Source organism: Dyella sp., from assembly GCF_036746095.1.
Lineage (GTDB): Bacteria > Pseudomonadota > Gammaproteobacteria > Xanthomonadales > Rhodanobacteraceae > Dyella_B.
In genome coordinates, this window is record NZ_DAIOEU010000015.1 from 53,177 (window position 1) to 76,258 (window position 23,082).

The window sequence follows — 23,082 nt, forward strand, 5'->3', positions numbered from 1 at the left end:
CCCGTCGGCCGGACCCCTCCCGGCGCGCAACTTAAGGGAATATGGCTTTGAAGCAACTCGCTTGGATGGCTGCAGCCGGGCTGTTGATGGCCGGTTCGGCTGTCGCCCAGTCATCGCCACCACAAGGCGGCATGAGCCTGGATCAGGCCGTTACGCAAGTACAGCAACGGGTCGGCGGCAAGGTGTTGTCGGCCGAGCCGCGCCATATCGGGCGCCGGGTGGAGTACCGCATCAAGGTGCTTACGCCCGAAGGGCATGTGCGCGTCATCGCCGTGCCTGCTGATGCCACCCGCGTGCCGCCTGCGGCACAATCCCCCAAGAAGTCTCCCAACGGCGGGAGCAAGAAGGAGAAACACTGATGCGCATCCTCCTGGTCGAAGACGAAGCGCCGCTGCGCGAGACGCTGGCGGCTCGACTCAAACGAGACGGGTTTGCCGTGGATACCGCACAGGACGGCGAAGAGGGCATGTACCTGGGCCGCGAGGTGCCGTTCGATCTGGCGATCATCGACTTAGGGTTGCCCAAGATGTCGGGTATGGACCTGGTCAAGTCGCTGCGCGAAGCCGGCCAGCGCTATCCCATCCTGATTCTCACCGCACGCGGCAGTTGGCAGGACAAGGTGGAAGGCCTGAAGCATGGCGCCGACGATTACCTGGTCAAGCCGTTCCACGTCGAAGAGCTGCTGGCGCGCATCAATGCGCTGGTGCGCCGTGCCAGCGGCTGGTCCAAGCCGGTGCTGGCCTGTGGGCCGATCAAGCTGGACACCACCGCGCAGACGGTAATGGTGGAAGGCAAGCCGGTGGACCTCACCAGCTATGAATACAAGGTGCTCGAATACCTGATGCTGCACGCCGGCGAACTGGTGTCGAAGGCCGACCTCACCGAACACATCTATCAACAGGATTTCGATCGCGATTCGAATGTGCTTGAGGTTTTCATCGGCCGCCTGCGCAGGAAACTGGATCCGGAAGGGACGTTGAAGCCGATCGAGACGGTGCGTGGACGCGGGTATCGCTTTGCCATTCCTCGCAGCGAAGACGAATGATGCAGCCGAGCGCCGCCCGTTCTCGCTGGCGGCGCGAGCGGCGCTTACCACCGGCCTCGTGCTGGCTGCCTTCCTGGGCGCCGTCGGCTGGACCTTGTCGCGCACCTACGCCGCCAGCGAACTCAACAAGCTGCAGGCCCGCCTGCACGATTATGTAATCACCTACATCGCCGGCACCGATCCGCGGCGCGATGGCACGCCATTGATGCCCGATACGCCGCCGGACCCGATGTTCTCCCGCCCTGGCTCCGGCCTGTATGCCGTGGTGATGGGCGATCACGGCTTCCATTGGGAATCGTCATCCGCCTTGCAGCGCGATTTCAGTTTTCTGCATCCGTTGCAACCGGGGCAGCAGCAATTCATCGGCCCGGTGGATACGGAACTCGGGCGGCTTTACTACTACAGCTTCGGCGTAGCGCTGGATGTGCCGGTTGCAGCCGGCGCACCGGAGCGTCCACCGGTGCATCTCACCTTTACGGTGGCGCAAACCGAAGCCGAACTGGAAAGCAACACCACCGTCTACCGGCGCAGCCTGGTCGGCTGGCTGGCCACGCTGGGGGTGATGTTGATCGTGCTGCAGCTGTTGCTGCTGCGCTGGAGCCTTACGCCGTTGCGCAAGGTCGCCAGCGACATGAGCCGGGTCGAGCGCGGGCAGAGCGATCATCTGGACAGCCAATATCCGGCCGAACTCACCGGCCTTACCGGGCGCATCAATGCGTTCATCGATAGCGAGCGCGAGCAGCGTACGCGCTATCGCAACACGCTGGCCGACCTGGCGCATAGCTTGAAGACGCCACTGGCGGTCATTCGCTCGCAGGTGGAAGCCAGTGAATTGCCACCCACCGTGCGCGCACCGGTGCTGGACCAGGTGCGCCGCATGGACGAACTGGTCGCCTACCAGCTGGCACGTGCAGCGACGACCGGACGCCAGACGTTTGCAGCTGCCGCGGTGCCGATTGCAGGCCGTGCCGAAGACCTGGTGCAAAGCCTGGAAAAGGTCTATGCCGCCAAGAACGTGCTGTGCGAATTCGACATCGAGGACGGCGCGGCCTTCTATGGCGAGCAGGGCGACCTGCTGGAGCTGATGGGCAATCTGCTGGAGAACGCCTTCAAATGGGCCGGCCACCACGTATTGCTGGTGGTGAAGACGCAACGCCAGCCGGGGCGCCCGCGGCCGGGCCTGTTGCTCAGCGTGGAAGACGATGGCCCCGGTATCGAAGAGGACATGCTCGAGAAGATCCTGCAACGCGGCGTGCGCGGCGATGAGCGCGTCAAAGGCCATGGCATTGGCCTGTCCATCGTGCAGGACATCGTGCGTGCCTACAACGGCGAGCTGACGGTGGATCGTTCGCCGGAATTCGGCGGCGCGCGCTTCAGCGTGGCGCTGCCGCCGACTTGATTCGCCGGATGGTTTGCGCGGAGGCGCTTACTGGATCGAACCGGGCAGCAGCGACTGCCAGCTGAGCCCGGAAGAGCTGCGCGAGGAGCCATCGGGCGAGGATTCGCCGTTGCTCAAGCGCGTGGGGCTCTCGTCCATGTTGCTGCTGGAATTATTGGAGTGGCTGTTGGACGACGATGAAGAGGACGAACCTCCGCTGCGGGGCACGTTCAGTGCATCCCCGCGCGAGGAGGAAGCAGACGACGCATCGTGGCTGCTGCCATGCTCGCTGCTGCCGCTGTGTGCCGTGCAGCCGGAACTTCCGCCCATGCCGCCGCCAGCCGCAGCACCGCCCGAGGCCGCCGCGTTGGCGGCAGCTGCGAGACCGAGCAAGCAGACGAGCAGCAATGAAGTGGCGCGCATGGCGATCAAAGCCCCCAAGGCATTAAGCCTAGCCGCCCGATGGTCCCAGAAACCCTCGCAGGATGCCAGTGCCCTTTCCGTTGTGGCCGGTGGCTTAGAATTTATGCATGCGCTATCGCCTTCTTTCCTTCTTGCGGCCTTGCCCGGTCGCCTTCTTCCTGGATCACTAAGACCATGCAGCCGCACCAGCTCCTGGCCGTCCTGGCTTCCGGGGAGGCGCTTTCCGGCTCGCGCCTGGCTGCCGAGGCAGGTATCACGCGTGCCGCCATCTGGAAGCAGATCGAGGCATTGCGCCAACGAGGCGTGCCGATCGAATCGGCGGGCGCTGCCGGTTATCGGTTGCCGTGGCCGATCCAGATGCTGGACGAACAGGCCATCCGCGCAGCGTTGCCGGTGGCGGTAGCACGCCGGCTCGGGGCCTTGGAGATCCATTGGGAGATCGACTCCACCTCCAGCGAGTTGCAACGGCGTGGCGGAGCTGCCGATTTCAGCGTGGTGATGGCCGAGACCCAGACGGCTGGCCGTGGTCGGCGCGGCCGCAGCTGGCTCTCGCCGCCCGGCATGAATATCTACCTGTCCTGCCTCAAGCGTTTCGACGCGGGTTTTGCGGCGCTCTCGGGGCTGTCGCTGGCTACCGGCGTGATCGTGCTGCGCGCCTTGCAAGCGCTCGGCATCGACGGTGCGCGCCTGAAGTGGCCCAACGACGTGCTGGCCGATAGCGGCAAGCTGGCCGGCATCCTGGTCGAGCTGAGCGGCGAATATCAGGGGCCGTGCGCAGCGGTGGTTGGTATCGGCCTCAACGTGCGACTGACCGATGCCCTGCGCGAGCAAGCCGGGCAACCCATCTGTGATCTGGCTGCGCTGGCTCAGGGCGAGCCGCCCGATCGCAATCGTGTGGCCATCGCATTGATCACCAGCCTGGTGGAGGGCCTGGCGCAATTCGAACGCGAAGGCTTTGCTGCGTTTGTCGACGAATACGCCCAATACGATGCCTTGCGCGGCGTTCCGCTGCGAGTGAGTAGCGCCTCGGGCGAGCTCGACGGCGTGGGCGCCGGCATCGATGCGCGCGGCGCCTTGCAATTGCAAACGGCAGCCGGCCTGTGCGGCATCGATAGCGCGGACGTCACGGTGCGTCGCGCATGAGGCTGCTGCTTGATCTTGGCAATACGCGCCTGAAATGGGCATTGGTCAGTGCCGGCCACTGGCTCGCGCGCGGTGCTGTGGCATGGGAGGAAAATGTTCCTGCTGCCTTGGCACAAGCATGGCGTGAACAATCAAAACCACAGCGAGTGCTCGGCGCGTCGGTGGTGGATGCTGTGCGGGAAGCGCAAATCGAACGCATCAGCGCAGACGTTTTTGCACAATCGGTGGAATGGGTGCGTACACCAGCCGAAGCATGCGGCGTGCGGATCGCCTATGCCGAACCGCAACGCCTGGGGGTCGACCGCTTTCTCGCCATGGCGGCGGCGCATGCAGCCGGAGCATCGCCCTGTGTGCTGGCCGGTATCGGCACTGCGCTGACGCTCGATGCGCTGACGGCGGATGGTCGTCATCTCGGCGGCCTGATCGCGCCGGGGCCATTGCTGATGCAGCAATCGTTGTTCGGCGCCACGGCGCGCATCAAGCCCTATCGTCCCGGTGCCATTCGCGATATCGCCGACAACACCGCCGACGCGGTGGTCTCTGGCTGCTGGCAGGCGGTTGCCGCCCTCGTTGAACGCTTCGCGGCCCATGTCGCCAGGCAATCGAGCGCCACGCCACGCCTGCTGCTGGACGGAGGCGACGCCCAGGACTTGCTGCCGCTGCTGGGCATTCCCGCCGAGCTGGCTCCCGATAGCGTGTTGCGCGGCCTCAATGTGTACGCGGCCGCACATCCACCGCAATCATCTCCCTAAAATCGCCCATCCAAGGGGGGGACTTGTTCGATGCTGCTGCGCCTGCTGTTCGTTCTGCTGATCGCCCTGAATATTGCTGTCGGCGCATGGCTGCTGTTGGGCCAGAACGACACGCATGCCAGCTTCGCCACCGATCCGGGTGTGCCCAAGCTGCATCTGCTTTCCGAATTGCCACCGCCCGCCAGCACCGTGGCACATGCAGCTTCCGTGGCGCCGCCGGCCACGGCTGCCGCGTCCACTCCCGCACCTGCCAGCACCAATGCCGCGGCTGCTGCCGCCCCCAACGCCAACACGCTCAGTTATCAATGCATGGCATTGGGGCCGTTTGCAACGCAGGAAGACCTGCGCATCGCCCGCAACGCGCTCAGTTCGGAAGCACAGCGCATGCGCGCGCGCCAGGAGCAGACTACCCAGGCACGCGGCTGGTGGGTGCATCTTCCGCCCAGTCCGAATCATGCGGCAGCATTGGCGCAGGCGCGCCAACTGGGGGCGCGCAATATCCAGGATTATTTCGTCGTGAGTGCAGGCGACAACCAGAACACCGTTTCGCTGGGTCTGTTCAAAGACCCCGCCAACGCACGCAAGCGGCGCGAGGAAATCGTCGCCGCCGGCTTCCCGGCCCAGATGACCGAACGCACCGAAACCGTGCCCGAATATTGGCTGGACCTGATTCCATCCGACAGCAAGCACTTCGATTGGCGCAGTCGGATCCACGACCCGGCCATCGGGTCGCACAGCACCGGCTGTTTTTGAAGCTGAGCCTGCTAGAATGTGCGGCCCAGTGCCGGCATAGCTCAGTTGGTAGAGCAACCGCCTTGTAAGCGGTAGGTCGTCTGTTCGAGTCAGACTGTCGGCACCAATTGCTTATGTCACGCATGAGCAATCGGATGCGCGGAAAACTGCATGCCGATGGCGTGGCAGACCTTCAGAACGGTATCAATACGCGGGTTTGCCCCTGGGCGAAGCGCTTTATAGAGGCTCTCGCGGCCGAGCCCTGTTTCCTCCGCAATATGCGCCATGCCCCGTGCTTTCGCGACATGCCCAATCGCGCGAAGCAGTTCATTCGTATCACCGTCGGCCAGTACCTGTGTGAGATAAGCCGCAGTGGCCTCATTGCTGTCGAGCAGCTTGGAAGGATCGAAAGCGAGCAGCTTCTTTTTCATGTGTGGTGCTCCTGGACAGCGCGTGCCTGGGCGTCCTGCAGTTTTTTATGCCAGCGCGCAAATTCTTCCGTCTGCCTGATGATGGACTTCATGGCAGTTGTATCCAAAAAGATACAATAAAAAATCACTTGGCAGGGTTGCCCGGCAATGCCGGGTCAGCTATTCGGGCCGTAAGCCTGTGGCGCTTTGACCCGCTACACTTGCATCCCACTAAAAATGCACGAGCAAAGTGGCATGAAAAAACAGGTGGTTGCATTGGTCGGCGCGCCGACCGATATCGGCGCCGGGCATCGGGGGGCTTCGATGGGGCCTGAGGCCCTGCGCGTGGCGCAACTGGGGGAGAAACTGCGCCGCCGCGGTATCGAGGTGATCGATCGGGGCAACCTGCATGGGCCGATGAATCCCTGGCAGCCGCCGGAGAACGGCTACCGTCATTTGCCGGAAGTGATTGCCTGGAACCTTGCCGTGCACACCGCCATCCACCAGGAACTGCAGACCGGTCGCCTGCCGATCATGCTGGGCGGCGATCATTGCCTGGCCATTGGTTCGATCAGCGCGGTCGCGCGTCACTGCCGCGAGCAGGACCGCAAGCTGCGCGTGCTGTGGCTGGATGCGCATGCCGATTTCAATACGTCGCAGGTGACGCCTTCCGGCAACATCCACGGCATGCCGGTGGCTTGCCTGTGCGGGAATGGGCCGCGCGAGCTGGTGGAGATCGGCGATAAGGTACCGGCCGTTACACCCGATGTGTTTCGCCAGATCGGCATCCGCTCAGTGGATGAAGGCGAGAAGCGCCTGGTGCGGCAGGCGAAGATGGACATCTACGACATGCGCCATATCGACGAAGTCGGTATCAAGCGCACGATGGAAGAAGCACTCGATGGCCTGGACGAGAATACCCATCTGCACGTGAGCTTCGACGTGGATTTTCTCGATCCATCCATCGCACCCGGCGTGGGCACCACCGTGCGCGGCGGGCCGACTTATCGCGAAGCGCAGCTGTGCATGGAAATGATCGCCGACACCGGCCGCCTCGGTTCGCTGGATATCGTGGAATTGAATCCCGCCTACGACAAGCGCAATCGTACGGCGCGGCTGGCGGTGGAGCTGGTCGAATCGCTGTTCGGCAAATCCACCTTGATGCGCGAGCCGGATTAAAAACCTTAAACTGCCAAGCCCCTGCGCAAGGTGCGCGGGTGTTCGATCTTTCTTGGATTGCCGCATGCAAACACGCGTCCTTACGGGCATCACCACCACCGGTACGCCGCACCTGGGCAACTACGTCGGCGCGATCCGGCCGGCGATTGCCGCCAGTCGCCGTGCCGACGTCGATGCGTTCTTTTTCATGGCCGACTATCACGCGCTGATCAAAAGCGATGACCCGGCCCGCATCGAACGTTCGCGCCTGGAAATCGCCGCCACCTGGCTGGCGGCCGGCCTGGATCCGGACAAGGCGACGTTCTACCTGCAATCGGATATTCCGGAAATTCCGGAACTCACCTGGTTGCTGACCTGCGTGACCGCCAAGGGCCTGCTCAACCGTGCGCACGCCTACAAAGCGGCCGTCGACAAGAACACCGAGGCGAATGAAGACCAGGATGCGGGCATTACGGCCGGTCTGTACATGTATCCGGTCTTGATGGCGGCGGACATTCTCGCCTTCGATGCGCAACAGGTGCCGGTGGGGCGCGATCAGATCCAGCACATCGAGATGGCGCGCGATATCGCGCAGCGTTTCAACCATATCTATGGCCGCGATTTCTTTGTGTTGCCCGAGGTGGTGATCGAAGAACAGGTCGCCACCTTGCCGGGTCTGGACGGCCGCAAGATGTCCAAGAGCTACGACAACACCATTCCCTTGTTTGCCGGCGGCGCCAGGCAACTACGCGAAACCATCATGCGCATCGTCACCGATTCGCGCATGCCGGGCGAGGCCAAAGATCCGGAAAGCTCCTCGCTATTCACCATCTTCCGCGCCTTTGCCACCGATGCCGAAAGCCAGGCCTTTCGCCGCACGCTGGAAGAGGGCATCGGCTGGGGCGAAGCCAAGCAGGTGTTGTACGAACGCCTTGAGGCCGATATCGCGCCGATGCGCGAGCGTTACGAAGAATTGATCGCGCGCCCCGCCAACATCGAAGAGATCCTGCATGAAGGCGCGCGCAAGGCGCGTGCGATCGCGGCACCGAAACTCGCCGAATTGCGTAATGCCGTGGGCTTGCGCGCGATGTCATCGGTCAGTGCCGCTGGCGACACCTCGAAGCCGGCTGCAAAAGCTGCCAGGCCGCCGCGCTTTGCCAGCTTCCGCGACAGTGACGGCAGCTTCCGCTTCCGCCTGTTTTCGCCGGAGGGTGAAGAATTGCTGCTATCCAAATCCTTCAAGGACCCCAAGGAAGCCGGTTCAGTCCAAAAGCGCTTGAAAACGCTGGGTGGCGCTACGGCAACCTTGCACAGCCTGTCGCGCTCGCTGGTGCTGGAGCTGGATGGCGAACCCGTCGCCACGGCGCCAGATTATACCGACGAGCTCGAACGCGATGAGGCCGCACGCTATCTGCGCGCGGCGCTGGACTTGCTGGCCGAGCAAGAAAAGGGCGAATAGGCATTCCTCCCCTGCAACGTGGCAGGGGAGGAGTTTCACGTGCGTGCTATCCGGGCAGGTTTACTTGCCGCTGGAAGAACCGCTCGACGACGGTGTAGAGCTGGAGGTGTCCACCGTCAGGCCCGATGCGTCCACACTCTTCACGCCCTTGACTTTCCTGGCGATGTGGATGGCACGCGCCTTTTCCTTCTCGGTCGTGGCCGTGCCGGTAAGGGTGACCTTGCCGTCGGTCGTGCTTACCGAAATATCTTTGGCCCTCACGCCGTGGGCGGTCGCAAACTCGGACTTCACCTTGGTGGTAATCCAACCGTCGTCGACCTTGCCCGGCACCGTTTCATTGCTGCGGCCCATCGTCGATTGGTCAGTGCTCGACGGTTGCTGTTGCTGCATGGATGACGGCGACGTGCTCTGTTGTGCCATCACAGAGAATGGCACGGCGGCAAAAGCCATCATCACTGCAGTGGCGAGGAGGGATGTGCACAGATGGGACTGGTTACGCATTGGCAATCTCCTTAAGAGCTATGGACTGCCTGCAGATTGGGTGGATGGGAGCAAGCAGGCGCATCGCTATCGATCCGCCCGCACATGGCAGCAGGAGGGGCGTGAACACCGCGTGGCAGACCGCAACGAAATGTTGCGTCGGTTCAGTGATGTGCGCGCATTGCCAAGGCCGTGTTTGCGGCTCGTTGTGTGTGGCGCGTTGCGCTCAGAACCAATCCTTGAGCGCAATGAAGAGCACGCCTGCTAACAGGATCAACAGGATGCAAGGGGTGGGCGAATGCGAGCGCACGATGGAAAGATCGTCGACGAGGTGCAGGCTGGCGTGTCCTGCGCCTGCCAACAGGATCAGGCCAAACAGCAGGCCGAAGATCCGTCCTGAACCCTGGGTGGCAGTGGCGGTGCTGACTGCGGTTGCTTCCGTCTGCATGAGCTTGCCCTCGGTGGTCAGCACCAAGAAAGCTACGGGCTGCGCAAAACAAATGCGTGGCAATGCAGCGTGCCGCCGCCATATGGCAGTGATGCCGCGGGCCATAAAAAAGCGATCGCCGGTGCAGCGGCGATCGCTCAGGTGATCGGCTAGAACGTCCGCTAAGAATTGCTAACCGATATTCTTCTTATGCGTTGCCGCGCCTTACTGGGCCGAGCCGGCTTTCGACGGCAGCGGGTGCGTGGCCTTGAACTGCTGCCACTGCGCCTTGCGCGCCTGGAATGCTGCCTTGTTGCTGGCGTACTGGCTCTGCTGCGCGCTGGTCAGCACGGTGTTGTAGATCTGCGCGGTGACCGCAGCGCGAGCGGTGATGCGGGCGCTGGTGAAGTTGGCTTCAGCCTGGGCCAGGCTGGCCGCGGCGGACTGGTAGTTGGAGGCATTCGGCGACAGTGCTTCGAACGCTTCACGCTGCTGGCGAACCGCCTGTCCCTGCGACTTCAGCGACGCGAAACTCTGCTGCATGATCGTCTTGATCTGCGTCTTCTGCGCATCCGTGAGATTCAAGCCGCGGAAGGCCATTTCAGCGCCGCCATGATGGCCGTGCGGGCCGGGGCCGAAGCCAAGGCCGCCCTGGGCGAAGGCCAGCGAAGACACGCCGAGTACGGCCGAGAGAATGAGCGATAGGGTGATCGACTTGCGCATGGTGCATGCTCCTGCTTGGGTGGAGGATTGTGTTGTGGCTATTGGAAAGCAGGGGCAGGTTTAAGATCTTTGCCGAGGCGTAAAGAAGGGTAAAGTCAGTCCGGCGCAAGCGATTGGCGGCAGTTCGGCGTTGTCATGCAATAGTAAGTACGTCCTGGTTTCAGGTTTGGCCGATGTCCCGAATATTGATTGGTGATGACGATCGCGAGCTGTGCGCGCTGCTCGCCGAATACCTGCGGCGCGAGGGCCTGCAGGTGGAGGTAGTGCATGATGGCGAGGGCGTATTGGCGCGGTTGCGCGATCCGGCCTTGCGTCCGGATTTGTTGATACTCGACGTGATGATGCCGGGCCGCAGCGGCCTGGATACTTTGCGCGACTTGCGTGCGCAATACCGCTTGCCGGTGATCATGCTTTCCGGTCGCGGCGAGCCGGTGGATCGCGTGGTGGGGCTGGAGCTGGGTGCGGACGATTACCTTTCCAAACCATGCCTTCCACGTGAACTGTTGGCGCGCGTGCGTGCGCAATTGCGTCGTCACACGGTGGAAAGCGTGGGTGAACTCACCGCTGGCGTCTTGCGTTTGCTGCCCGGCGAGCGGCGTGCCTATACGGGCGATCAAGAACTCAATCTAACGGGTGCCGAATTCGCCTTGTTGCTGTTGCTGGTGCAACGCGCCGGCGAGGTGATCGACAAGACGTCGCTCACGCGCGTGGCATTGGGGCGTGAGCTGGAACGTTTCGACCGCAGCATCGACGTACACGTCAGCCGATTGCGCCACAAGCTGGCGGAAGCCTCGGCGCAGTCGCCGCGCATCGATTCCGTACGTGGCGCGGGCTACGTATTGCTACCCAATAGCGCGACGCCGGCATGAGTTCATTCAACAGTCCCTTTCGCAGCCCATTGTTCTGGCGTCTGCTGATTTCGGTATGCATCGCCAATGTACTGGTACTGATGCTCGGTGGCCTGCTCACGCGCAGTTTCATCAATTTCTCGATGCAGCAGGCATTCGACTGGCCTGCCTTGGCGCAAGCCGCCGAGCAGGCTTATGACAAGGACGGCGCCAGCGGACTGGATGAATGGGTGAGACAGCAGCGTGAGCAGGGCGTGGACGCCACGCTGTATCAAAATGGCGAGCCGTTGCGCGACATACGCCTGCCGCCATCGATCCGCCACATGCTGCCGGATTGGCTGTCTTCCGGCCACGACATCGCACTGAACCCCTGGCCTGGTTTCTACGTTTCGGTCCAGAACGTGACGGGTACGGACGGACAGGTACGGCAACTCGTAGCGGTAAGCAGCTCGCGTTCGCGCATTCCGCCCAGGACGCGCGGCAAGATTCTGCTGGGCGTGCAGCTGGGGCTTTCGCTGTTGATGATTGCCGCCATCGGCTGGTGGGTGGCGCGCAGCGTATCGCGTCCGGTGGAGGCAATGCGCGCAGCGACGCGCAAAATGGCCACGGGTGAATTTACGACGCGCGTGGATCAGCGCTGGAGCAGCAAGCGTGACGAGCTTGGCCAGCTCGCGCGCGATTTCAACGGCATGGCCGAGCGCATCGAACATCTGGTGGCGCACGATCGCGGCGTGCTGCAGGATCTCTCGCATGAATTGCGTTCACCGCTGGCCCGGCTGCATCTGATTCTGGACCTGGCGCAGCACAGTGCGAATGCTGAGCAAGCTGCCGCGCACTTCGAACGCGCCGAGCATGAGATTTCCCGCATGGATCGCATGACGGCGGAAATGCTGGCGCTATCGCGGCTGGAAGGCGACTTGCCGGGCATGGTGCGCGAATCGGTCGATCTGGTGGCGCTTGCCAAGGATCGCGTTGCCGCCGCACACATCGATGCGGAAGCGCGTGGCATCGTCTTGCAGATGGCGGATGATGGTCCCGCCAGCGCGCAGGGCAGCAGCATTCTGCTGGAGCGCGCGCTAGATAACGTGATCGCCAATGCGATCAAGTTCAGTCCGTCGGAAGGCGTCGTGCACATCGTCTTGAACCGCCGCGAATTGTTCGCCGAGCTGCATGTTCGTGATCGCGGGCCAGGCGTACCGGAAGAGGAACTGCCACTTTTGTTCCGGCCGTTCTTCCGTGGCACCAATGCGGCGCAAGCCAGCGGCCACGGCTTGGGATTGGCGATCGTGCAGCGGGTGATGCAGGCGCATGGCGGCGAAGTGACGGCGCGGAACCTCGATGGTGGTGGCCTGGAAGTGGTTATGCACTTGCCGTTGCAGGTGACCGCGGAAGTGGCCGATGCAGCGTAGATTGAGGTGAGCGTTCGGCTGCGCTTCACCCCAACCTGTGTTGCCGCGTGAGTTTTCAATCCAGCCGCTGCCAGACCACCTCCCCATGCGCGCCCTCTGAGGAGCCGCTGCTGGGCTTGGCAACGATATAGGTGAGCTGGTTTCCATCGAGCGTATAGGCCGTCGTGCCACCACGACCGACCCAGTTGGGAAAGGACGCCTGATCGATATGCGTGCTCATCCTGTCGCCGTGGATGCCTACGCTGCCGTAATGCGCGTTGACGTCCAGCGACGCGGCACGGTATTCCTCAGGCGTGCCCCTTGATTTCTCGCCAGTCGCAAAAGGCTTACGCTGGGCGCGCGCAATCAGCATCATGTAGTGGCTATGGTCGTCGATCATCCACATGCCTTGCGGATGAGGTCCATACAGTTCGATGCGGCGGCCATCCGGATAGACATTGTCACAGCGCACCAACGTCCACGTGCCGGACAGCCATGTGGGAACGGACATGTCGCCGGGCGTGTTTGCCGAATCGGACTGCTGTTGCGCCTTCTCCTGTGCGGAAGTAGCGGCCTGCGCAGTGGATACGCTGAATGCGATTGCCGCCGCGCCGAAAAGAAAGATCTTCTTGAGGGGATGCATGGGGATTCCTTGATGAGCACCAGGCGCGCGAGCAGTCTATGTGCGTCGGGAATCCGGCCAACATGGGGCAAACCGATATTTCAGTGATTGCGGATCGATATGGCGATCAATCCCAGCGGTTGAGGTGCGGCCCGAATGCCTTGCGCTGCTTGTGCACGATGCAGAAGCGATGTCCGCTCGGTGCCTCCATCACCCACCAGCGTCCGCGCACATAGGCAATGCGCTTGGCGCCGAGTTTTTCCAGCCGGGCAACTTCGGCATCCTGGTCATCCGTTTCGATATCCAGATGCACGCGGCTAGGATGTTCGACCTTCTGCAGCAGGATGAGCGGTTCGTCGTCGGCTGTTTCCAGTTCGGCATAGTTGCCGTCGCCCTCCACGTTCACTTTGGCGATCGGCTTGCCGAGGGCGGCACTCCAGAAGGCGGTCGCATCACGAAGATCGTCGCACTGGCAATCCAGTACCAGCGTGCTCAGCTTGCTGTGGTGCATGGCGCGTTCCTCATGGGGGACGATGGCTAGTGTGCGGATGCCGGTGTGAAGAAGTTGGCCTGCTGCGTTGCAACGGCAAGATATGAGTTTGTATAGGGACGGCAACACGCAATGTGCGGCAAATCACTGTGATTTATATCGAACACGTTGTGATTGGTTTCACCACGGAAACTGCGATGGCAACTCGCATCGATGCGTTGGCTGCGATAGTTGTCAGCGCAACTTTTGGTTCTGCGATCGTGGTGGGACACGCACGGCGGTGTCTGCGGGCCTTAGTACGCGTCCATCCTGGGCGCGAGGTTCGAGTTTTGGCACAGGGCGTCCGGTTTTTCGATCGACCAGGTGTACGTGAACCTCGCCTGGTTCAAAAAAGAACTCCTCGCCCCATTGCCTGAGCGCGACGAGTAACGGAAACAACCCGCGGCCTTTTTCCGTCAACACATATTCCTGGTACGCGCCACCGTCGGAAGACAGGACAGTTTCCATGATGCCGTGTGTTACGAGATGGCGAAGACGCGCTGCCAGGATGTTCTTCGCCAGCCCCAGGCTTTTTTGAAACTCGCCAAATCTGCGCGATCCACCGAACGCGTCACGCACGATCAGTAGCGACCAGCCATCGCCGATGGCATCCATGGGGCGGGCGACGCCGCAGAGCGAGTCTTGATGGGAAACGCGTTTGACCATCGGAATTCGGGTCTCCGTATAGGTTGCAAGATAAAACCATAGTTGCTACAAAGGCAAGAGGTTTTAATTTGAAACCATAGGAGACAAGCGTGATCCAGCCCGATGAAAGCTTCAATGGCAGCTTTCCGTATGCGCCCCATTTCACCCATGCAGCGGGTTTCCCCATGCACTATGTCGATGAAGGTCCAAGGCATGGCGAGGTCATCCTGTGCCTGCATGGCGAGCCCACCTGGGGCTATCTGTTCCGGCATCTGATCTCCGCATTGCGCGACACTTATCGCGTCGTCGTTCCCGATCACATGGGCTTTGGCAAGAGCGACACGCCGCAGGAACGCACCTATTGGCTACAGGACCACATCGATAATCTCGAGTGCTTTGTGCTGGCGTTGGATCTGCGGGATATCACCTTGGTCATGCACGATTTCGGCGGGCCGGTCGGCATGGGACTCGTTGCGCGGCATCCGGAACGCATACGTCGCATCATTTCCACCAATGGGCCGACGCCATATGGACAAGCGAGCCTTGTCGAGCGGCTGACTGCGAACGCGCACGTTTCGCCATGGTTCCAATGGATCTTGAAAGCCGAATCAGAAGGGCGCCTGGAAGCCGTGCTGGGCGAGCTCGGTTTCAACATCCTGAGCACGTTGAAGCTCAACGGATTCGAGACCCATGCCTTGATCAGCGATACCTGGTTGCAGGCCTATGGCGCGCGTTTCGATCAGCGCGACCAATGTGCCGGTGCGATAGGCTGGGCCAAAGGCTTCGCCATCGATGCGCACCGTTTTGAAGAGCCCAACGCAGCAGCCAGCCAGGCGATAAAAGCCAAGCCTGCGCTTGCGATCTGGGGCATGGCCGATCGAACGCTGCATGCGGAACATTTCCTGCCGCTCTTCAGCGAAGTGTTTCCACAGGCTTCCGTGCGCAAGCTGGAAGGAGTGGGGCATTACTGCCTCGAAGATGCGCCCGAAGCGATCGCTGCTCATGTCGTCGCGTTTTTGAAGCAGCGTTGAGGGCGGTGAAAAAGGAAAAGCGCCCATGAAGGGCGCTTTTCCTGAAGGGCTCAGCAAGTCAGTTCGGCAGCGACAGGTCGTCCAGCAGCGCCTTCAGGAAGCGTGCCGCTTCGCCGCCTGTTGCCGCGCGGTGATCGAACGTGAGGCTGATCGGCATGCGGCGATGCACTTCGATGCCGCCCATCACTGCCACCACATCGTGGCTGAGCTTGCCGGCGCCGACGATCGACACGCACGGCGGCACTACCACGGGCGTGGCGTAGCGGCCGGCGAACATGCCGAAGTTGGACAGGCTGATGGTATAGCCGCTGAGTTCCGAGGAGGGGATCGTGCGCTCCTCCACCTGCGTGCGGAGGCGCTTGATGCCGGCGCGGATGCCTGCGCCGTCCAGCACGTCGGCATTGCGCAATGCCGGCACGAACAGGCCATCTTCCGTATCCACGGCGATGCCGATGTCCACGTGCGGATGCAAGGTGCGGGTAAGGTTCTTGCCGTCGAACCAGGCGTTGAGCGCCGGCACGGCCTTGCAGGCGGCGACGATGGCGCGGATCAGGCGCGCGGTGATGTCCTGCTTGCCGATCCAGGCGTGCAGGTCGGCATCATCGACCAGCGTGGTGGGTACCACGTTGGCGTGCGCTTCGGCCATCACGCGCGCCATGTTGCGGCGGACGCCCTTGAGCTGTTCCGGCTGGCCACTGGCCTGCACGCTCGGCGGCGCGGTGCGCACCGGCTTGCCGGCCAGCGATACGGCCGTACGGGCCGGTTCCGGCTGCGGCAGTTCGGGGGCGAGATGGCGGCCGGCGGAGGCCGGTACGTCACGCGCCGCTGCGCCAAGCGCGGCGGAACCGTTGGCCGCGGCGTTCTTCACGTCCTGCATGGTCACGACGCCATCGGCGCCGGTGCCGCGCACGCGCGTGATGTCGACCTTGAGCTTCTTCGCCAGCGCACGCACGGCCGGCACGGCTTTCACGCCGCCCACGCTGGACGCCTGCTCGACGTGCACGTGGCTGCCGCTGACCATGGCGCCGACCACGGTGCCTTCGTCTTCGCGATCGGCCTTGTCGTTGTTGGCTTCGATTTCGCCGCCTTCATCGGAGGCGGTGACTTTCTTCGCTTCGGCAACGGCGGCTTTCTTGGGGCCGTGATGGTGGCCGGTGGATTCGGCTTCCGCGCGTTGCTTGGCGTTGGGATCGGGTTCGAAATCGGCCAGCGCGGCGCCGGTATCGATCACGTCGCCGGTAGCGCCGTGCAGCTTGGCGACCTTGCCAGTGTAGGGGGACGGCACGTCGACGACGGCCTTGGCGGTTTCCATCGACACCAATGGGGCATCGAGCTTGATGGTGTCGCCTTCCTTCACGTGCCACTCGACGATGGTTGCGTCGGGCAGGCCTTCGCCGAGGTCCGGCAGGTAGAACGTCTTGATGTCGGCCATGTTTGGTTCCGTAATCAGTCTTGATGTTCTTTGGGCCGTCATTCCGCGGCAAGCGGAATGACGGTTCGCTATGCGGTCAGGATGCGGCGAGCGCGCGCTTGGCGGCGTCCACCACGCGCTCCACGCTGGGCAGATATTTCATCTCCAGGCGGAACAGCGGAATGTGCGTATCCCAGCCAGTCACGCGCTCCACCGGCGCCAGCAGGTCGTAGATGCATTCCTCGGCAATGCGCGCGGCGATTTCCGCACCGAAGCCAGCCGTCTTGGGCGCTTCGTGCAGGATCACGCAGCGGCCGGTTTTCTGCACCGACTCGGCGATGGTGTCGAAGTCCAATGGCGTAAGCGTGGCCACGTCGATCACTTCGGCGCTGATGCCTTCCTCGGCCAGCGCATCGGCCGCTTCCAGTGCTTCCTTTACTTGCGCGCCCCAGGTCACGATGGTGACGTCGGTGCCATCGCGCAGCACGAAGCACACATCGAGCGGCAGTGCTTCGCCGTCATCCGGTACTTCTTCCTTGTACTGGCGATAGATGCGCTTCGGCTCGAAGAACATCACCGGATCGGGATCGCGGATTGCAGCCAGCAGCAAGCCGTAGGCACGTGCGGGCGATGAAGGCATTACCACACGCAGGCCGGGGATATTGGTGAACAGATGCTCGTTCGCTTCGGAGTGATGTTCCGGCGCACGGATACCGCCGCCCCACGGTGCACGCCAAACGGCCGGCACGGTGAGGCGACCGCGCGTGCGGTTGCGCATGCGTGCGGCGTGGCAGGCGATCTGCTCCATCATCGGATAGATGAAGCCCTCGAACTGCGCTTCGGCGATCGGCTTCATGCCTGCTGTGGCCAAACCTACGGTGACACCGGCGATGGTGGTTTCGTCCAGCGGCGTGTCGAGCACGCGCAGGGGACCGAATTTCTCCTGCAACCCCTGGGTGGCGCGAAACACGCCGCCGTTGACGCCAACATCTTCGCCCAGCACGACGACGCTGTCGTCGTGGGCCATTTCGTAAGCAAGAGCCTGGGTGACGGCTTCGATAAGAGTGATCTGTGCCATGGCTTAGTGCGCCTTCTTGTCGAGCGAAAGTGCGAGATCCCGCTGTTTGGCGAGGTCTGCGGGAACCTCGGCGAAGGTGTAGTCGAACATCGCCGTGACGGGCTGGGTCTTGGTCTGCAGGTAGGCGTTGACCTCGTTGTCCATCCACTCGTCGCACTCGGCCTTCCAGGCCTCTTCCTTCTTGTCGTCCCACACTTTCTTGGCGACCAGCCAGTTGCGCAGGCGCTTCATCGGCTCCTTCGCCCAGGCGTCCTTCACTTCCTGCTCGCCACGATAGCGGCGGGCGTCATCGGCGGTGGTGTGATCGCTCAGGCGATAGGTGACCAGCTCCAGCACGCTGCCGCCCTCACCGTTGCGCGCACGCTCCAGGGCGTCTTCCATCGCCTTGCGCACGGCGATGATGTCGTTGCCGTCCACCTGGATGCAGTAGAGACCGGCGGCGATGCCTTTCTGTGCCAAGGTCGGCGCACCGGACTGGATCTTGCGCGGCACGGAGATGGCCCACTGGTTGTTGACGATCACCGCCACCAGCGGCAGGTTTTGCGCGCCGGCAATGTTGATGGCGCCGTAGAAGTCGCCCTTCGACGAACCACCGTCGCCGATCGTGCACACAGCTACGCGTTTTTCGTTGCGGATCTTGAAGGCGAGCGCCGTGCCTGCCGCATGCAGGCATTGCGTGGCGATCGGCACCGACCAGGCGAAATCGTGACGTGCGGGCTCGTTCTGGTAGTCGTTGCCGCGTTCGTCGCCGCCCCAGTACATGTACACCTCGCGCGGCTGTACGCCGCGATAGAGCTGTGCACCGTATTCGCGATAGCTCACGGCGAGCACGTCTTCGGGCTTCATGGCGCTGCCGATGCCCACGTGCGACGCTTCATGACCCAGGCAGCTTGCATACGTGCCCAGCTTGCCGGTACGTTGCAAGGCCACCGACTTGGCGTCGAACACGCGGGTGGACATCATCAGTTTGTACAGTTCGACCATGTGGTCGAGGTCTTTGGTGAATTCGGGCAGGTCATTCCTGACCTGCTTGCCTTCGGCATCGAGATATTGCAGGTATTCGATTTCAAACTTGGCGGCGATGGACACGACTCGCTCCCGGATGGGGTAGGGAAAAACGGTGCGGGGGGAGGCGCGGCCCATCCAGTGGGGCCGGACGCGCTGAGGATGCTTTGACTTATTTTACGTGGGCGTCACCACGCTGTGTGTGTAGTCAGAGCGACCTTTCGAACCCAGACAAACGCCAATTGATAGCAGGCTGCCTTGCTGCGTCGCAAGGTACACTGCAGCATGCGAGTCCGTACGTGGGGGTTCGCCAGAGTGGTTAACATTCCATTTTTTTGCAGGTTTGCGGGCGCCATGACGGAAAACCAGCGGGACCTCGAGGCAGGCATCGAACTCGACTTGAGCGGCCGGACCACTTATGGCGGCTATCTGCGGCTGGATCAATTGCTTAGCGCGCAACAGCCGCTCACGCAGCCGCCGCATCACGACGAAATGCTGTTCATCGTGATGCACCAGGTGGCCGAGCTGTGGATGAAGCTGGTCATCCATGAATTGACCTCGGCGATCGCGCACCTGCGTATCGATGACGTGAATGAGTGCCTGAAGATTCTCGCGCGCGTCAAGCACGTGCAGCGGCAGCTGTTTGAACAGTGGGCGGTGCTGGAGACGCTGACGCCAGCGGAGTACCTGGAATTTCGCGATGCGCTGGGTTCGTCGTCCGGCTTTCAATCGTTGCAGTACCGCATCATCGAGTTCACCTTGGGCAACAAGAATGCACAGATGCTCAAAGTGTTCGAATATGACCCAGCAGCGCAGGCGCGCTTGCGTAAAGCGTTGGAAACGCCAGGTTTGTACGACGAATTCCTGCGCTATCTCGCGCGCCGCGGCCATGCCGTACCGGCGGCGCGAGTTGAGCGCGACTGGACTGAGCCGTATCAGCGCCATGAAGGTCTGTTGCCGGTGTTCAAGCGCATTTATGAGCAGCGTGCGGCGTTCTGGCCGGAATATCACATGTGCGAGCAGTTGGTGGACATAGAGGAGAGCTTCCAGCTCTGGCGTTTTCGGCATATGAAAACGGTGGAGCGGATCATCGGACACCGGCGCGGAACGGGAGGTTCCTCTGGCGTGGCCTTTTTGAAGAAAGCGCTGGAGCTGGAGTTCTTTCCCGAGTTGCTGGATGTACGTACCGTATTGGGAAGCTGACCGCTTGCGTAGGCTGGAGGCAATCCCAGCATGGGCAGCAAGCAACGAAGCTGGCATTTCGTCCCAGCCGGTGCAGCGCGCCAGCACGTCGGCGATATGCGCAAGAACATGCCGAGTTGAGCGCTTTGTGCAAAGTATTTGGAATAGATGACCGTCTTCGTCCACATGACGAATGACTCAGGTTGCTGCGTTGCATTTGACGGAATGCGTTGCGCTGGTTACATCTTCGTAAATCTGAAACCAAAGGGGTAACCGCGTGAACCAGCACTCCGACGCCGGCGTCCAGTCCGCGCCCGACTTTCCACAACTGTTCGGCCACCCGCGCCCGTTGTGGATGCTGTTCATGACGGAGTTCTGGGAGCGCTTCGCGTACTACAGCCTCAGCTGGGTGTTGGCGCTGTATGCGGTGGCGCAGTTCTATAACGGCGATCCGACCGGGCAGGGCTGGGCCAGCAGCATCTTTGGCGCGTACGTGGCGCTGGCGTTTGCCTTCGGCGTGTTCGGGGGCTATGTCGCGGACAAGATCATCGGCTACCAGCGCTCGATCCTGCTCGGTGCGGTGGTCATGTCGGCGGGCTTGTTCGTGCTGATGATTCCCAGCCGCGATGCCTTGCTGTTCGGGTTGGCGATGGTGATCGTGGGCGATGCCTTGTTCAAGCCGAACATCTCTTCGATGGTGGGGCAGCTTTACGCGCAAGGCGATGAGCGGCGTGATCGCGGTTTTACGCTGTTCTACATGGGCATCAACTGCGGCGCTTTCCTTGCGCCGTTGATTACCGGCTGGATGGCCAGCTATTTCACCAAGACCCCGTTACAGCAGAACTTCCGCATCGTGTTCGCGGCGGCCGGCGTGGGCATGCTTTTGAGCCTGCTGTGGTTCTGGTTCGGGCGGCGTGGCTTGCGTGGCGTGGGGCGCCCGCCAGCGGGTAGGGAAAGCCGCATGCGCGTCCTGCAAGTTGTGGTTGGCGTGGCGATCGCCGTGCCGGTGACGTATCTGTTGCTGGCCAAGCTCGGCGCCGTGGGCCTGCAATGGGTGATGGGCGTGCTGTTCGTCGGCATGGTGATCGTGCTGATCGCCGAGGCGCTGCGCCACGATCGCGTGCAGCTTCATCGCGTGATCGCCATGTTGATCATCTTCGCCTTCAACGTGCTGTTCTGGGTGTTCTATTACCTGTTCGGCACCACCTTCAATTTCCTCGCTGAAAACCTGGTGGATCGGCAGATGTTCGGCGGCTGGATGTTCCCGGTGGGCTGGTTCCAGGCCATGACGCCGCTGTGGGTGGTGGCATTGGCACCGGTGACCGCGCTGGCATGGGGCTGGTTGGCCAAGCGGCATAAGGAGCCGTCCATTCCGCGCAAGTTCGGCCTGGGATTGATCTTCGAGGGCGTCGGCTTCATCAGCCTGATCTATGCCCTGTCGCACCTGCTCGACAGCCGCGGCCTGATTCCGTTCTGGCCGCTGGCGATGTGCTATCTGTTCCAGTCGGTGGGCGAGCTGTGCCTGTCGCCGATCGGCCTGTCGATGGTGACCAAGCTGGCGCCGCCGCGGCTGGTGGGGCTTGGCCTGGGTGGCTGGTTCCTGTCGACCGCGCTGGGCGGCAACCTTTCCGGCATGCTCGCCTCGCATATCAGCGGCGCCACGGGGATGACGGCGGCGTCCGCACTGAGCGGGTTCACGTTCTGCTTCTACGTGCTGGCCGGATCAGGCGTGCTGTTGCTGCTGATCTCGCCGCTGGTGAATCGCTTGATGCACGGCGTGAAGTAACGGCATGCATGGCGAGCGCTGAAGCGTTTCAGCGCTCGCCGGGCTTCATGCCCGGCGCGTCTTCCAGCAGCTTGTCCAGGATGCGCGCCAGCCACTGACGTTCGTTTTCATCCAGCCTGGCCAGCAGCTCGCGCTCATGCGCGCGGGCCATCGGCGCCACATCGTCGTGAATATGCCAACCCGCCTCGGTCAGGCTCAGCACCGACCGGCGCTTGTCGTTGCCGTGAGTTTCGCGGTGTACGCGGCCAGTTTCGACCAGGCCGGCCAGCGCACGGCTGACCGCCACCTTGTCCATCGCCGTACGCTCGGCCACTTCGCGCGCCGAGAGGCCGTGGAACCGGGCCAGCACTGCCATCACGCGCCACTCGGTCATGCTGAGGTCGTAGCGGCGCTGGTAGTCGTTCGCGATCCCTTGGCTCACCGTGTTCGACAGGATCGACAGTTGGTAGGGCAGGAAGCGCTCCAGTTCTAGGGGGGCGTGTTCGGCTCCAGCAGGGGCGGGCTTGCGCGGATGGGACATTTGCGGCGGTGTTCCTTGCAATTAGTTTCAGTTGTAACTATAAGGGACGTCTGAATCCGATGATGGCATGGAGCGGAACGCTGATATCGCCGTCGTCGCGCATCGCTAACCAGGAGAGCGCCATGAACGCCCAACCCAATCTCGGCATGCACGTCACCACCTTCGAGAACCCCATGGGCATCAACGGATTCGAGTTCGTTGAATTCGCCGCCCCGGCAGGCCGCGGTGGCGATTTGCATAGGTTATTCCAGAACATGGGTTTTACGGCGGTGCTCAAGCACAAGCGCCGCCCAATCACCATCTATCGCCAGGGCGACGTGAATTTCCTGGTCAACGAAGACCCCGATTCCTTCGCCGCCGATTTCGCTGCCAAGCATGGCCCCTGCGCTTGCGGCTTTGCGATCCGATTCAAGAAGCCTGCCAGCGACGTGCTGAAGGCGGTGCTGGCCAATGGCGGCGAGGCACCGGCCGACAAGGCCGATACCAAGGCGGTGAACGCGCCGGTGGTCAAGGGCATCGGTGATTGCATGCTGTACTTGGTGGATCGTTACGGCGACGTCGGCAGCATCTATGACGGTGACTACGAAGCCATTCCCGGCGTCGATCAACACCCGGCGGGTTTCGGCCTCACCTTCATCGACCACCTCACGCACAACCTGTACTTCGGCAACATGCAGCAGTGGTCCGATTACTACGAGCGCCTGTTCAACTTCCGCGAGATCCGCTACTTCGACATCAAGGGCGCGAAGACCGGCCTGGTGTCGAAAGCGATGACGGCGCCGGACGGCATCGTGCGCATTCCGCTCAATGAATCGAGCGACCCGAAGAGCCAGATCAACGAATACCTCGATGCGTACCACGGCGAAGGCATCCAGCACATCGCCTGCTTCACCGACAACATCTACGA

The 23,082-nt window shown here is 62.2% G+C and carries 26 protein-coding genes and 1 tRNA gene; 15 read left to right on the forward strand and 12 right to left on the reverse strand.

The genetic code is table 11. The features are described from left to right. The first annotated feature begins 41 nt into the window (after positions 1-41). Genes V7M64_RS09030 through V7M64_RS09040 form a run of 3 tightly spaced genes read left to right on the forward strand, consistent with a single transcriptional unit; the run spans position 42 to position 2,444 of the window. Positions 42-359, forward strand: a complete 318-nt coding sequence (locus V7M64_RS09030; protein ID WP_333678704.1) for a hypothetical protein — start codon at positions 42-44, stop codon at positions 357-359. Continuing rightward, positions 359-1,045 (forward strand): response regulator transcription factor, encoded by a 687-nt coding sequence (locus V7M64_RS09035; protein ID WP_324146114.1) that lies wholly within the window; start codon positions 359-361, stop codon positions 1,043-1,045. Before V7M64_RS09030 ends, V7M64_RS09035 begins: the two co-directional genes overlap by 1 nt. Further along, the gene (locus V7M64_RS09040) at positions 999-2,444 is read left to right on the forward strand and encodes an ATP-binding protein (RefSeq protein WP_333678707.1); all 1,446 of its coding nucleotides are present in this window, start codon (positions 999-1,001) and stop codon (positions 2,442-2,444) included. The genes V7M64_RS09035 and V7M64_RS09040 overlap by 47 nt, the downstream gene beginning before the upstream one ends. A gap of 27 nt (positions 2,445-2,471) precedes the next feature. On the opposite strand, the gene V7M64_RS09045 is transcribed toward V7M64_RS09040, so the two are convergent. Next, on the reverse strand, positions 2,472-2,846 hold the full coding sequence (locus V7M64_RS09045; protein ID WP_333678709.1) for a hypothetical protein: 375 nt from the start codon (positions 2,844-2,846) through the stop codon (positions 2,472-2,474). A 174-nt stretch (positions 2,847-3,020) separates the two neighbouring features. On the opposite strand from V7M64_RS09045, the gene V7M64_RS09050 reads away from it, so the two are divergent. From V7M64_RS09050 to V7M64_RS09065, 4 genes are all read left to right on the forward strand, one after another. Beyond that, entirely contained in the window at positions 3,021-3,989 is a 969-nt protein-coding gene (locus V7M64_RS09050) for a biotin--[acetyl-CoA-carboxylase] ligase (RefSeq protein ID WP_333678711.1), read from the forward strand. Continuing rightward, positions 3,986-4,741, forward strand: coding sequence for a type III pantothenate kinase (locus V7M64_RS09055; protein ID WP_333678713.1), 756 nt, complete (start codon positions 3,986-3,988; stop codon positions 4,739-4,741). Before V7M64_RS09050 ends, V7M64_RS09055 begins: the two co-directional genes overlap by 4 nt. Before the next feature lie 30 nt (positions 4,742-4,771). Then, positions 4,772-5,494, forward strand: a complete 723-nt coding sequence (locus V7M64_RS09060) for an SPOR domain-containing protein (RefSeq protein ID WP_333678715.1) — start codon at positions 4,772-4,774, stop codon at positions 5,492-5,494. 30 nt (positions 5,495-5,524) lie between these two features. Beyond that, positions 5,525-5,600 (forward strand) — tRNA-Thr (locus V7M64_RS09065). Positions 5,601-5,610: 10 nt separating this feature from the next. On the opposite strand, the gene V7M64_RS09070 is transcribed toward V7M64_RS09065, so the two are convergent. Continuing rightward, a complete protein-coding gene (locus tag V7M64_RS09070; protein WP_333678717.1) occupies positions 5,611-5,904 on the reverse strand; it encodes an addiction module antidote protein in 294 nt (97 codons plus the stop codon). A 234-nt stretch (positions 5,905-6,138) separates the two neighbouring features. On the opposite strand from V7M64_RS09070, the gene rocF reads away from it, so the two are divergent. Both rocF and V7M64_RS09080 read left to right on the forward strand, forming a co-directional pair. Beyond that, complete coding sequence (gene rocF, locus V7M64_RS09075; RefSeq protein WP_333678718.1) at positions 6,139-7,062, forward strand: arginase; 924 nt, start codon at positions 6,139-6,141, stop codon at positions 7,060-7,062. Between the two features lie 64 nt (positions 7,063-7,126). Beyond that, positions 7,127-8,500, forward strand: a complete 1,374-nt coding sequence (locus tag V7M64_RS09080; RefSeq protein ID WP_333678719.1) for a tryptophan--tRNA ligase — start codon at positions 7,127-7,129, stop codon at positions 8,498-8,500. A 60-nt stretch (positions 8,501-8,560) separates the two neighbouring features. Here the strand turns inward: V7M64_RS09080 and V7M64_RS09085 are convergent, their stop codons facing one another. The 3 genes from V7M64_RS09085 to V7M64_RS09095 form a co-directional block, all read right to left on the reverse strand. Beyond that, positions 8,561-9,001, reverse strand: coding sequence for a BON domain-containing protein (locus tag V7M64_RS09085; RefSeq protein WP_333678721.1), 441 nt, complete (start codon positions 8,999-9,001; stop codon positions 8,561-8,563). Positions 9,002-9,206: 205 nt separating this feature from the next. Further along, positions 9,207-9,533, reverse strand: coding sequence for a hypothetical protein (locus tag V7M64_RS09090; RefSeq protein WP_333678722.1), 327 nt, complete (start codon positions 9,531-9,533; stop codon positions 9,207-9,209). A 99-nt stretch (positions 9,534-9,632) separates the two neighbouring features. Continuing rightward, positions 9,633-10,130, reverse strand: a complete 498-nt coding sequence (locus tag V7M64_RS09095; protein WP_333678723.1) for a Spy/CpxP family protein refolding chaperone — start codon at positions 10,128-10,130, stop codon at positions 9,633-9,635. 173 nt (positions 10,131-10,303) lie between these two features. Here V7M64_RS09095 and V7M64_RS09100 point away from each other — a divergent pair, with 173 nt between their 5' ends. After that, a complete protein-coding gene (locus V7M64_RS09100) occupies positions 10,304-10,999 on the forward strand; it encodes a response regulator (protein ID WP_333678724.1) in 696 nt (231 codons plus the stop codon). Beyond that, positions 10,996-12,387 carry an ATP-binding protein gene (locus tag V7M64_RS09105; protein ID WP_333678725.1) on the forward strand — a complete coding sequence of 464 codons (1,392 nt, stop codon included), beginning with the start codon at positions 10,996-10,998 and terminating at the stop codon, positions 12,385-12,387. Before V7M64_RS09100 ends, V7M64_RS09105 begins: the two co-directional genes overlap by 4 nt. A 55-nt stretch (positions 12,388-12,442) precedes the next feature. On the opposite strand, the gene V7M64_RS09110 is transcribed toward V7M64_RS09105, so the two are convergent. The 3 genes from V7M64_RS09110 to V7M64_RS09120 form a co-directional block, all read right to left on the reverse strand. Continuing rightward, complete coding sequence (locus V7M64_RS09110; RefSeq protein WP_333678726.1) at positions 12,443-13,009, reverse strand: lipocalin-like domain-containing protein; 567 nt, start codon at positions 13,007-13,009, stop codon at positions 12,443-12,445. Between the two features lie 106 nt (positions 13,010-13,115). Then, on the reverse strand, positions 13,116-13,499 hold the full coding sequence (locus V7M64_RS09115) for a VOC family protein (RefSeq protein ID WP_333678727.1): 384 nt from the start codon (positions 13,497-13,499) through the stop codon (positions 13,116-13,118). 213 nt (positions 13,500-13,712) lie between these two features. Further along, complete coding sequence (locus V7M64_RS09120) at positions 13,713-14,189, reverse strand: helix-turn-helix domain-containing protein (RefSeq protein ID WP_333678747.1); 477 nt, start codon at positions 14,187-14,189, stop codon at positions 13,713-13,715. Positions 14,190-14,272: 83 nt separating this feature from the next. Between V7M64_RS09120 and V7M64_RS09125 the strand changes: the two genes are divergently transcribed. Further along, positions 14,273-15,193 (forward strand): alpha/beta fold hydrolase, encoded by a 921-nt coding sequence (locus V7M64_RS09125; protein WP_333678728.1) that lies wholly within the window; start codon positions 14,273-14,275, stop codon positions 15,191-15,193. A gap of 58 nt (positions 15,194-15,251) precedes the next feature. Here the strand turns inward: V7M64_RS09125 and V7M64_RS09130 are convergent, their stop codons facing one another. The 3 genes from V7M64_RS09130 to pdhA form a co-directional block, all read right to left on the reverse strand. Further along, positions 15,252-16,625, reverse strand: a complete 1,374-nt coding sequence (locus V7M64_RS09130) for a dihydrolipoamide acetyltransferase family protein (RefSeq protein ID WP_333678729.1) — start codon at positions 16,623-16,625, stop codon at positions 15,252-15,254. Positions 16,626-16,701: 76 nt separating this feature from the next. Continuing rightward, a complete protein-coding gene (locus tag V7M64_RS09135; RefSeq protein ID WP_333678731.1) occupies positions 16,702-17,682 on the reverse strand; it encodes an alpha-ketoacid dehydrogenase subunit beta in 981 nt (326 codons plus the stop codon). A gap of 3 nt (positions 17,683-17,685) precedes the next feature. Then, positions 17,686-18,771: a pyruvate dehydrogenase (acetyl-transferring) E1 component subunit alpha gene (pdhA, locus tag V7M64_RS09140; RefSeq protein WP_333678733.1), complete on the reverse strand. Its 1,086-nt coding sequence runs from the start codon at positions 18,769-18,771 to the stop codon at positions 17,686-17,688. 270 nt (positions 18,772-19,041) lie between these two features. Between pdhA and V7M64_RS09145 the strand changes: the two genes are divergently transcribed. Both V7M64_RS09145 and V7M64_RS09150 read left to right on the forward strand, forming a co-directional pair. Further along, positions 19,042-19,890, forward strand: a complete 849-nt coding sequence (locus tag V7M64_RS09145; protein ID WP_333678735.1) for a tryptophan 2,3-dioxygenase family protein — start codon at positions 19,042-19,044, stop codon at positions 19,888-19,890. 256 nt (positions 19,891-20,146) lie between these two features. Beyond that, positions 20,147-21,655, forward strand: coding sequence for an oligopeptide:H+ symporter (locus V7M64_RS09150; protein ID WP_333678737.1), 1,509 nt, complete (start codon positions 20,147-20,149; stop codon positions 21,653-21,655). A 28-nt stretch (positions 21,656-21,683) separates the two neighbouring features. On the opposite strand, the gene V7M64_RS09155 is transcribed toward V7M64_RS09150, so the two are convergent. Then, positions 21,684-22,175, reverse strand: coding sequence for a MarR family transcriptional regulator (locus V7M64_RS09155; protein ID WP_333678739.1), 492 nt, complete (start codon positions 22,173-22,175; stop codon positions 21,684-21,686). 101 nt (positions 22,176-22,276) lie between these two features. Between V7M64_RS09155 and V7M64_RS09160 the strand changes: the two genes are divergently transcribed. Next, on the forward strand, positions 22,277-23,082 hold an 806-nt coding region (locus V7M64_RS09160), incomplete at its 3' end, for a VOC family protein (RefSeq protein WP_333678749.1).

Coding starts and splice junctions, on each gene's coding strand:
- V7M64_RS09135 (WP_333678731.1), bottom strand. CDS start 17,682: ATGGCACAGATCACTCTTATCGAAGCCGTCACCCAGGCTCTTGCTTAC.
- V7M64_RS09050 (WP_333678711.1), top strand. CDS start 3,021: ATGCAGCCGCACCAGCTCCTGGCCGTCCTGGCTTCCGGGGAGGCGCTT.
- V7M64_RS09030 (WP_333678704.1), top strand. CDS start 42: ATGGCTTTGAAGCAACTCGCTTGGATGGCTGCAGCCGGGCTGTTGATG.
- V7M64_RS09115 (WP_333678727.1), bottom strand. CDS start 13,499: ATGCACCACAGCAAGCTGAGCACGCTGGTACTGGATTGCCAGTGCGAC.
- V7M64_RS09090 (WP_333678722.1), bottom strand. CDS start 9,533: ATGGCCCGCGGCATCACTGCCATATGGCGGCGGCACGCTGCATTGCCA.
- V7M64_RS09055 (WP_333678713.1), top strand. CDS start 3,986: ATGAGGCTGCTGCTTGATCTTGGCAATACGCGCCTGAAATGGGCATTG.
- V7M64_RS09095 (WP_333678723.1), bottom strand. CDS start 10,130: ATGCGCAAGTCGATCACCCTATCGCTCATTCTCTCGGCCGTACTCGGC.
- V7M64_RS09130 (WP_333678729.1), bottom strand. CDS start 16,625: ATGGCCGACATCAAGACGTTCTACCTGCCGGACCTCGGCGAAGGCCTG.
- V7M64_RS09035 (WP_324146114.1), top strand. CDS start 359: ATGCGCATCCTCCTGGTCGAAGACGAAGCGCCGCTGCGCGAGACGCTG.
- V7M64_RS09045 (WP_333678709.1), bottom strand. CDS start 2,846: ATGCGCGCCACTTCATTGCTGCTCGTCTGCTTGCTCGGTCTCGCAGCT.
- rocF (WP_333678718.1), top strand. CDS start 6,139: ATGAAAAAACAGGTGGTTGCATTGGTCGGCGCGCCGACCGATATCGGC.
- V7M64_RS09080 (WP_333678719.1), top strand. CDS start 7,127: ATGCAAACACGCGTCCTTACGGGCATCACCACCACCGGTACGCCGCAC.
- V7M64_RS09070 (WP_333678717.1), bottom strand. CDS start 5,904: ATGAAAAAGAAGCTGCTCGCTTTCGATCCTTCCAAGCTGCTCGACAGC.
- V7M64_RS09155 (WP_333678739.1), bottom strand. CDS start 22,175: ATGTCCCATCCGCGCAAGCCCGCCCCTGCTGGAGCCGAACACGCCCCC.
- V7M64_RS09145 (WP_333678735.1), top strand. CDS start 19,042: ATGACGGAAAACCAGCGGGACCTCGAGGCAGGCATCGAACTCGACTTG.
- V7M64_RS09100 (WP_333678724.1), top strand. CDS start 10,304: ATGTCCCGAATATTGATTGGTGATGACGATCGCGAGCTGTGCGCGCTG.
- V7M64_RS09060 (WP_333678715.1), top strand. CDS start 4,772: ATGCTGCTGCGCCTGCTGTTCGTTCTGCTGATCGCCCTGAATATTGCT.
- V7M64_RS09105 (WP_333678725.1), top strand. CDS start 10,996: ATGAGTTCATTCAACAGTCCCTTTCGCAGCCCATTGTTCTGGCGTCTG.
- V7M64_RS09110 (WP_333678726.1), bottom strand. CDS start 13,009: ATGCATCCCCTCAAGAAGATCTTTCTTTTCGGCGCGGCGGCAATCGCA.
- V7M64_RS09085 (WP_333678721.1), bottom strand. CDS start 9,001: ATGCGTAACCAGTCCCATCTGTGCACATCCCTCCTCGCCACTGCAGTG.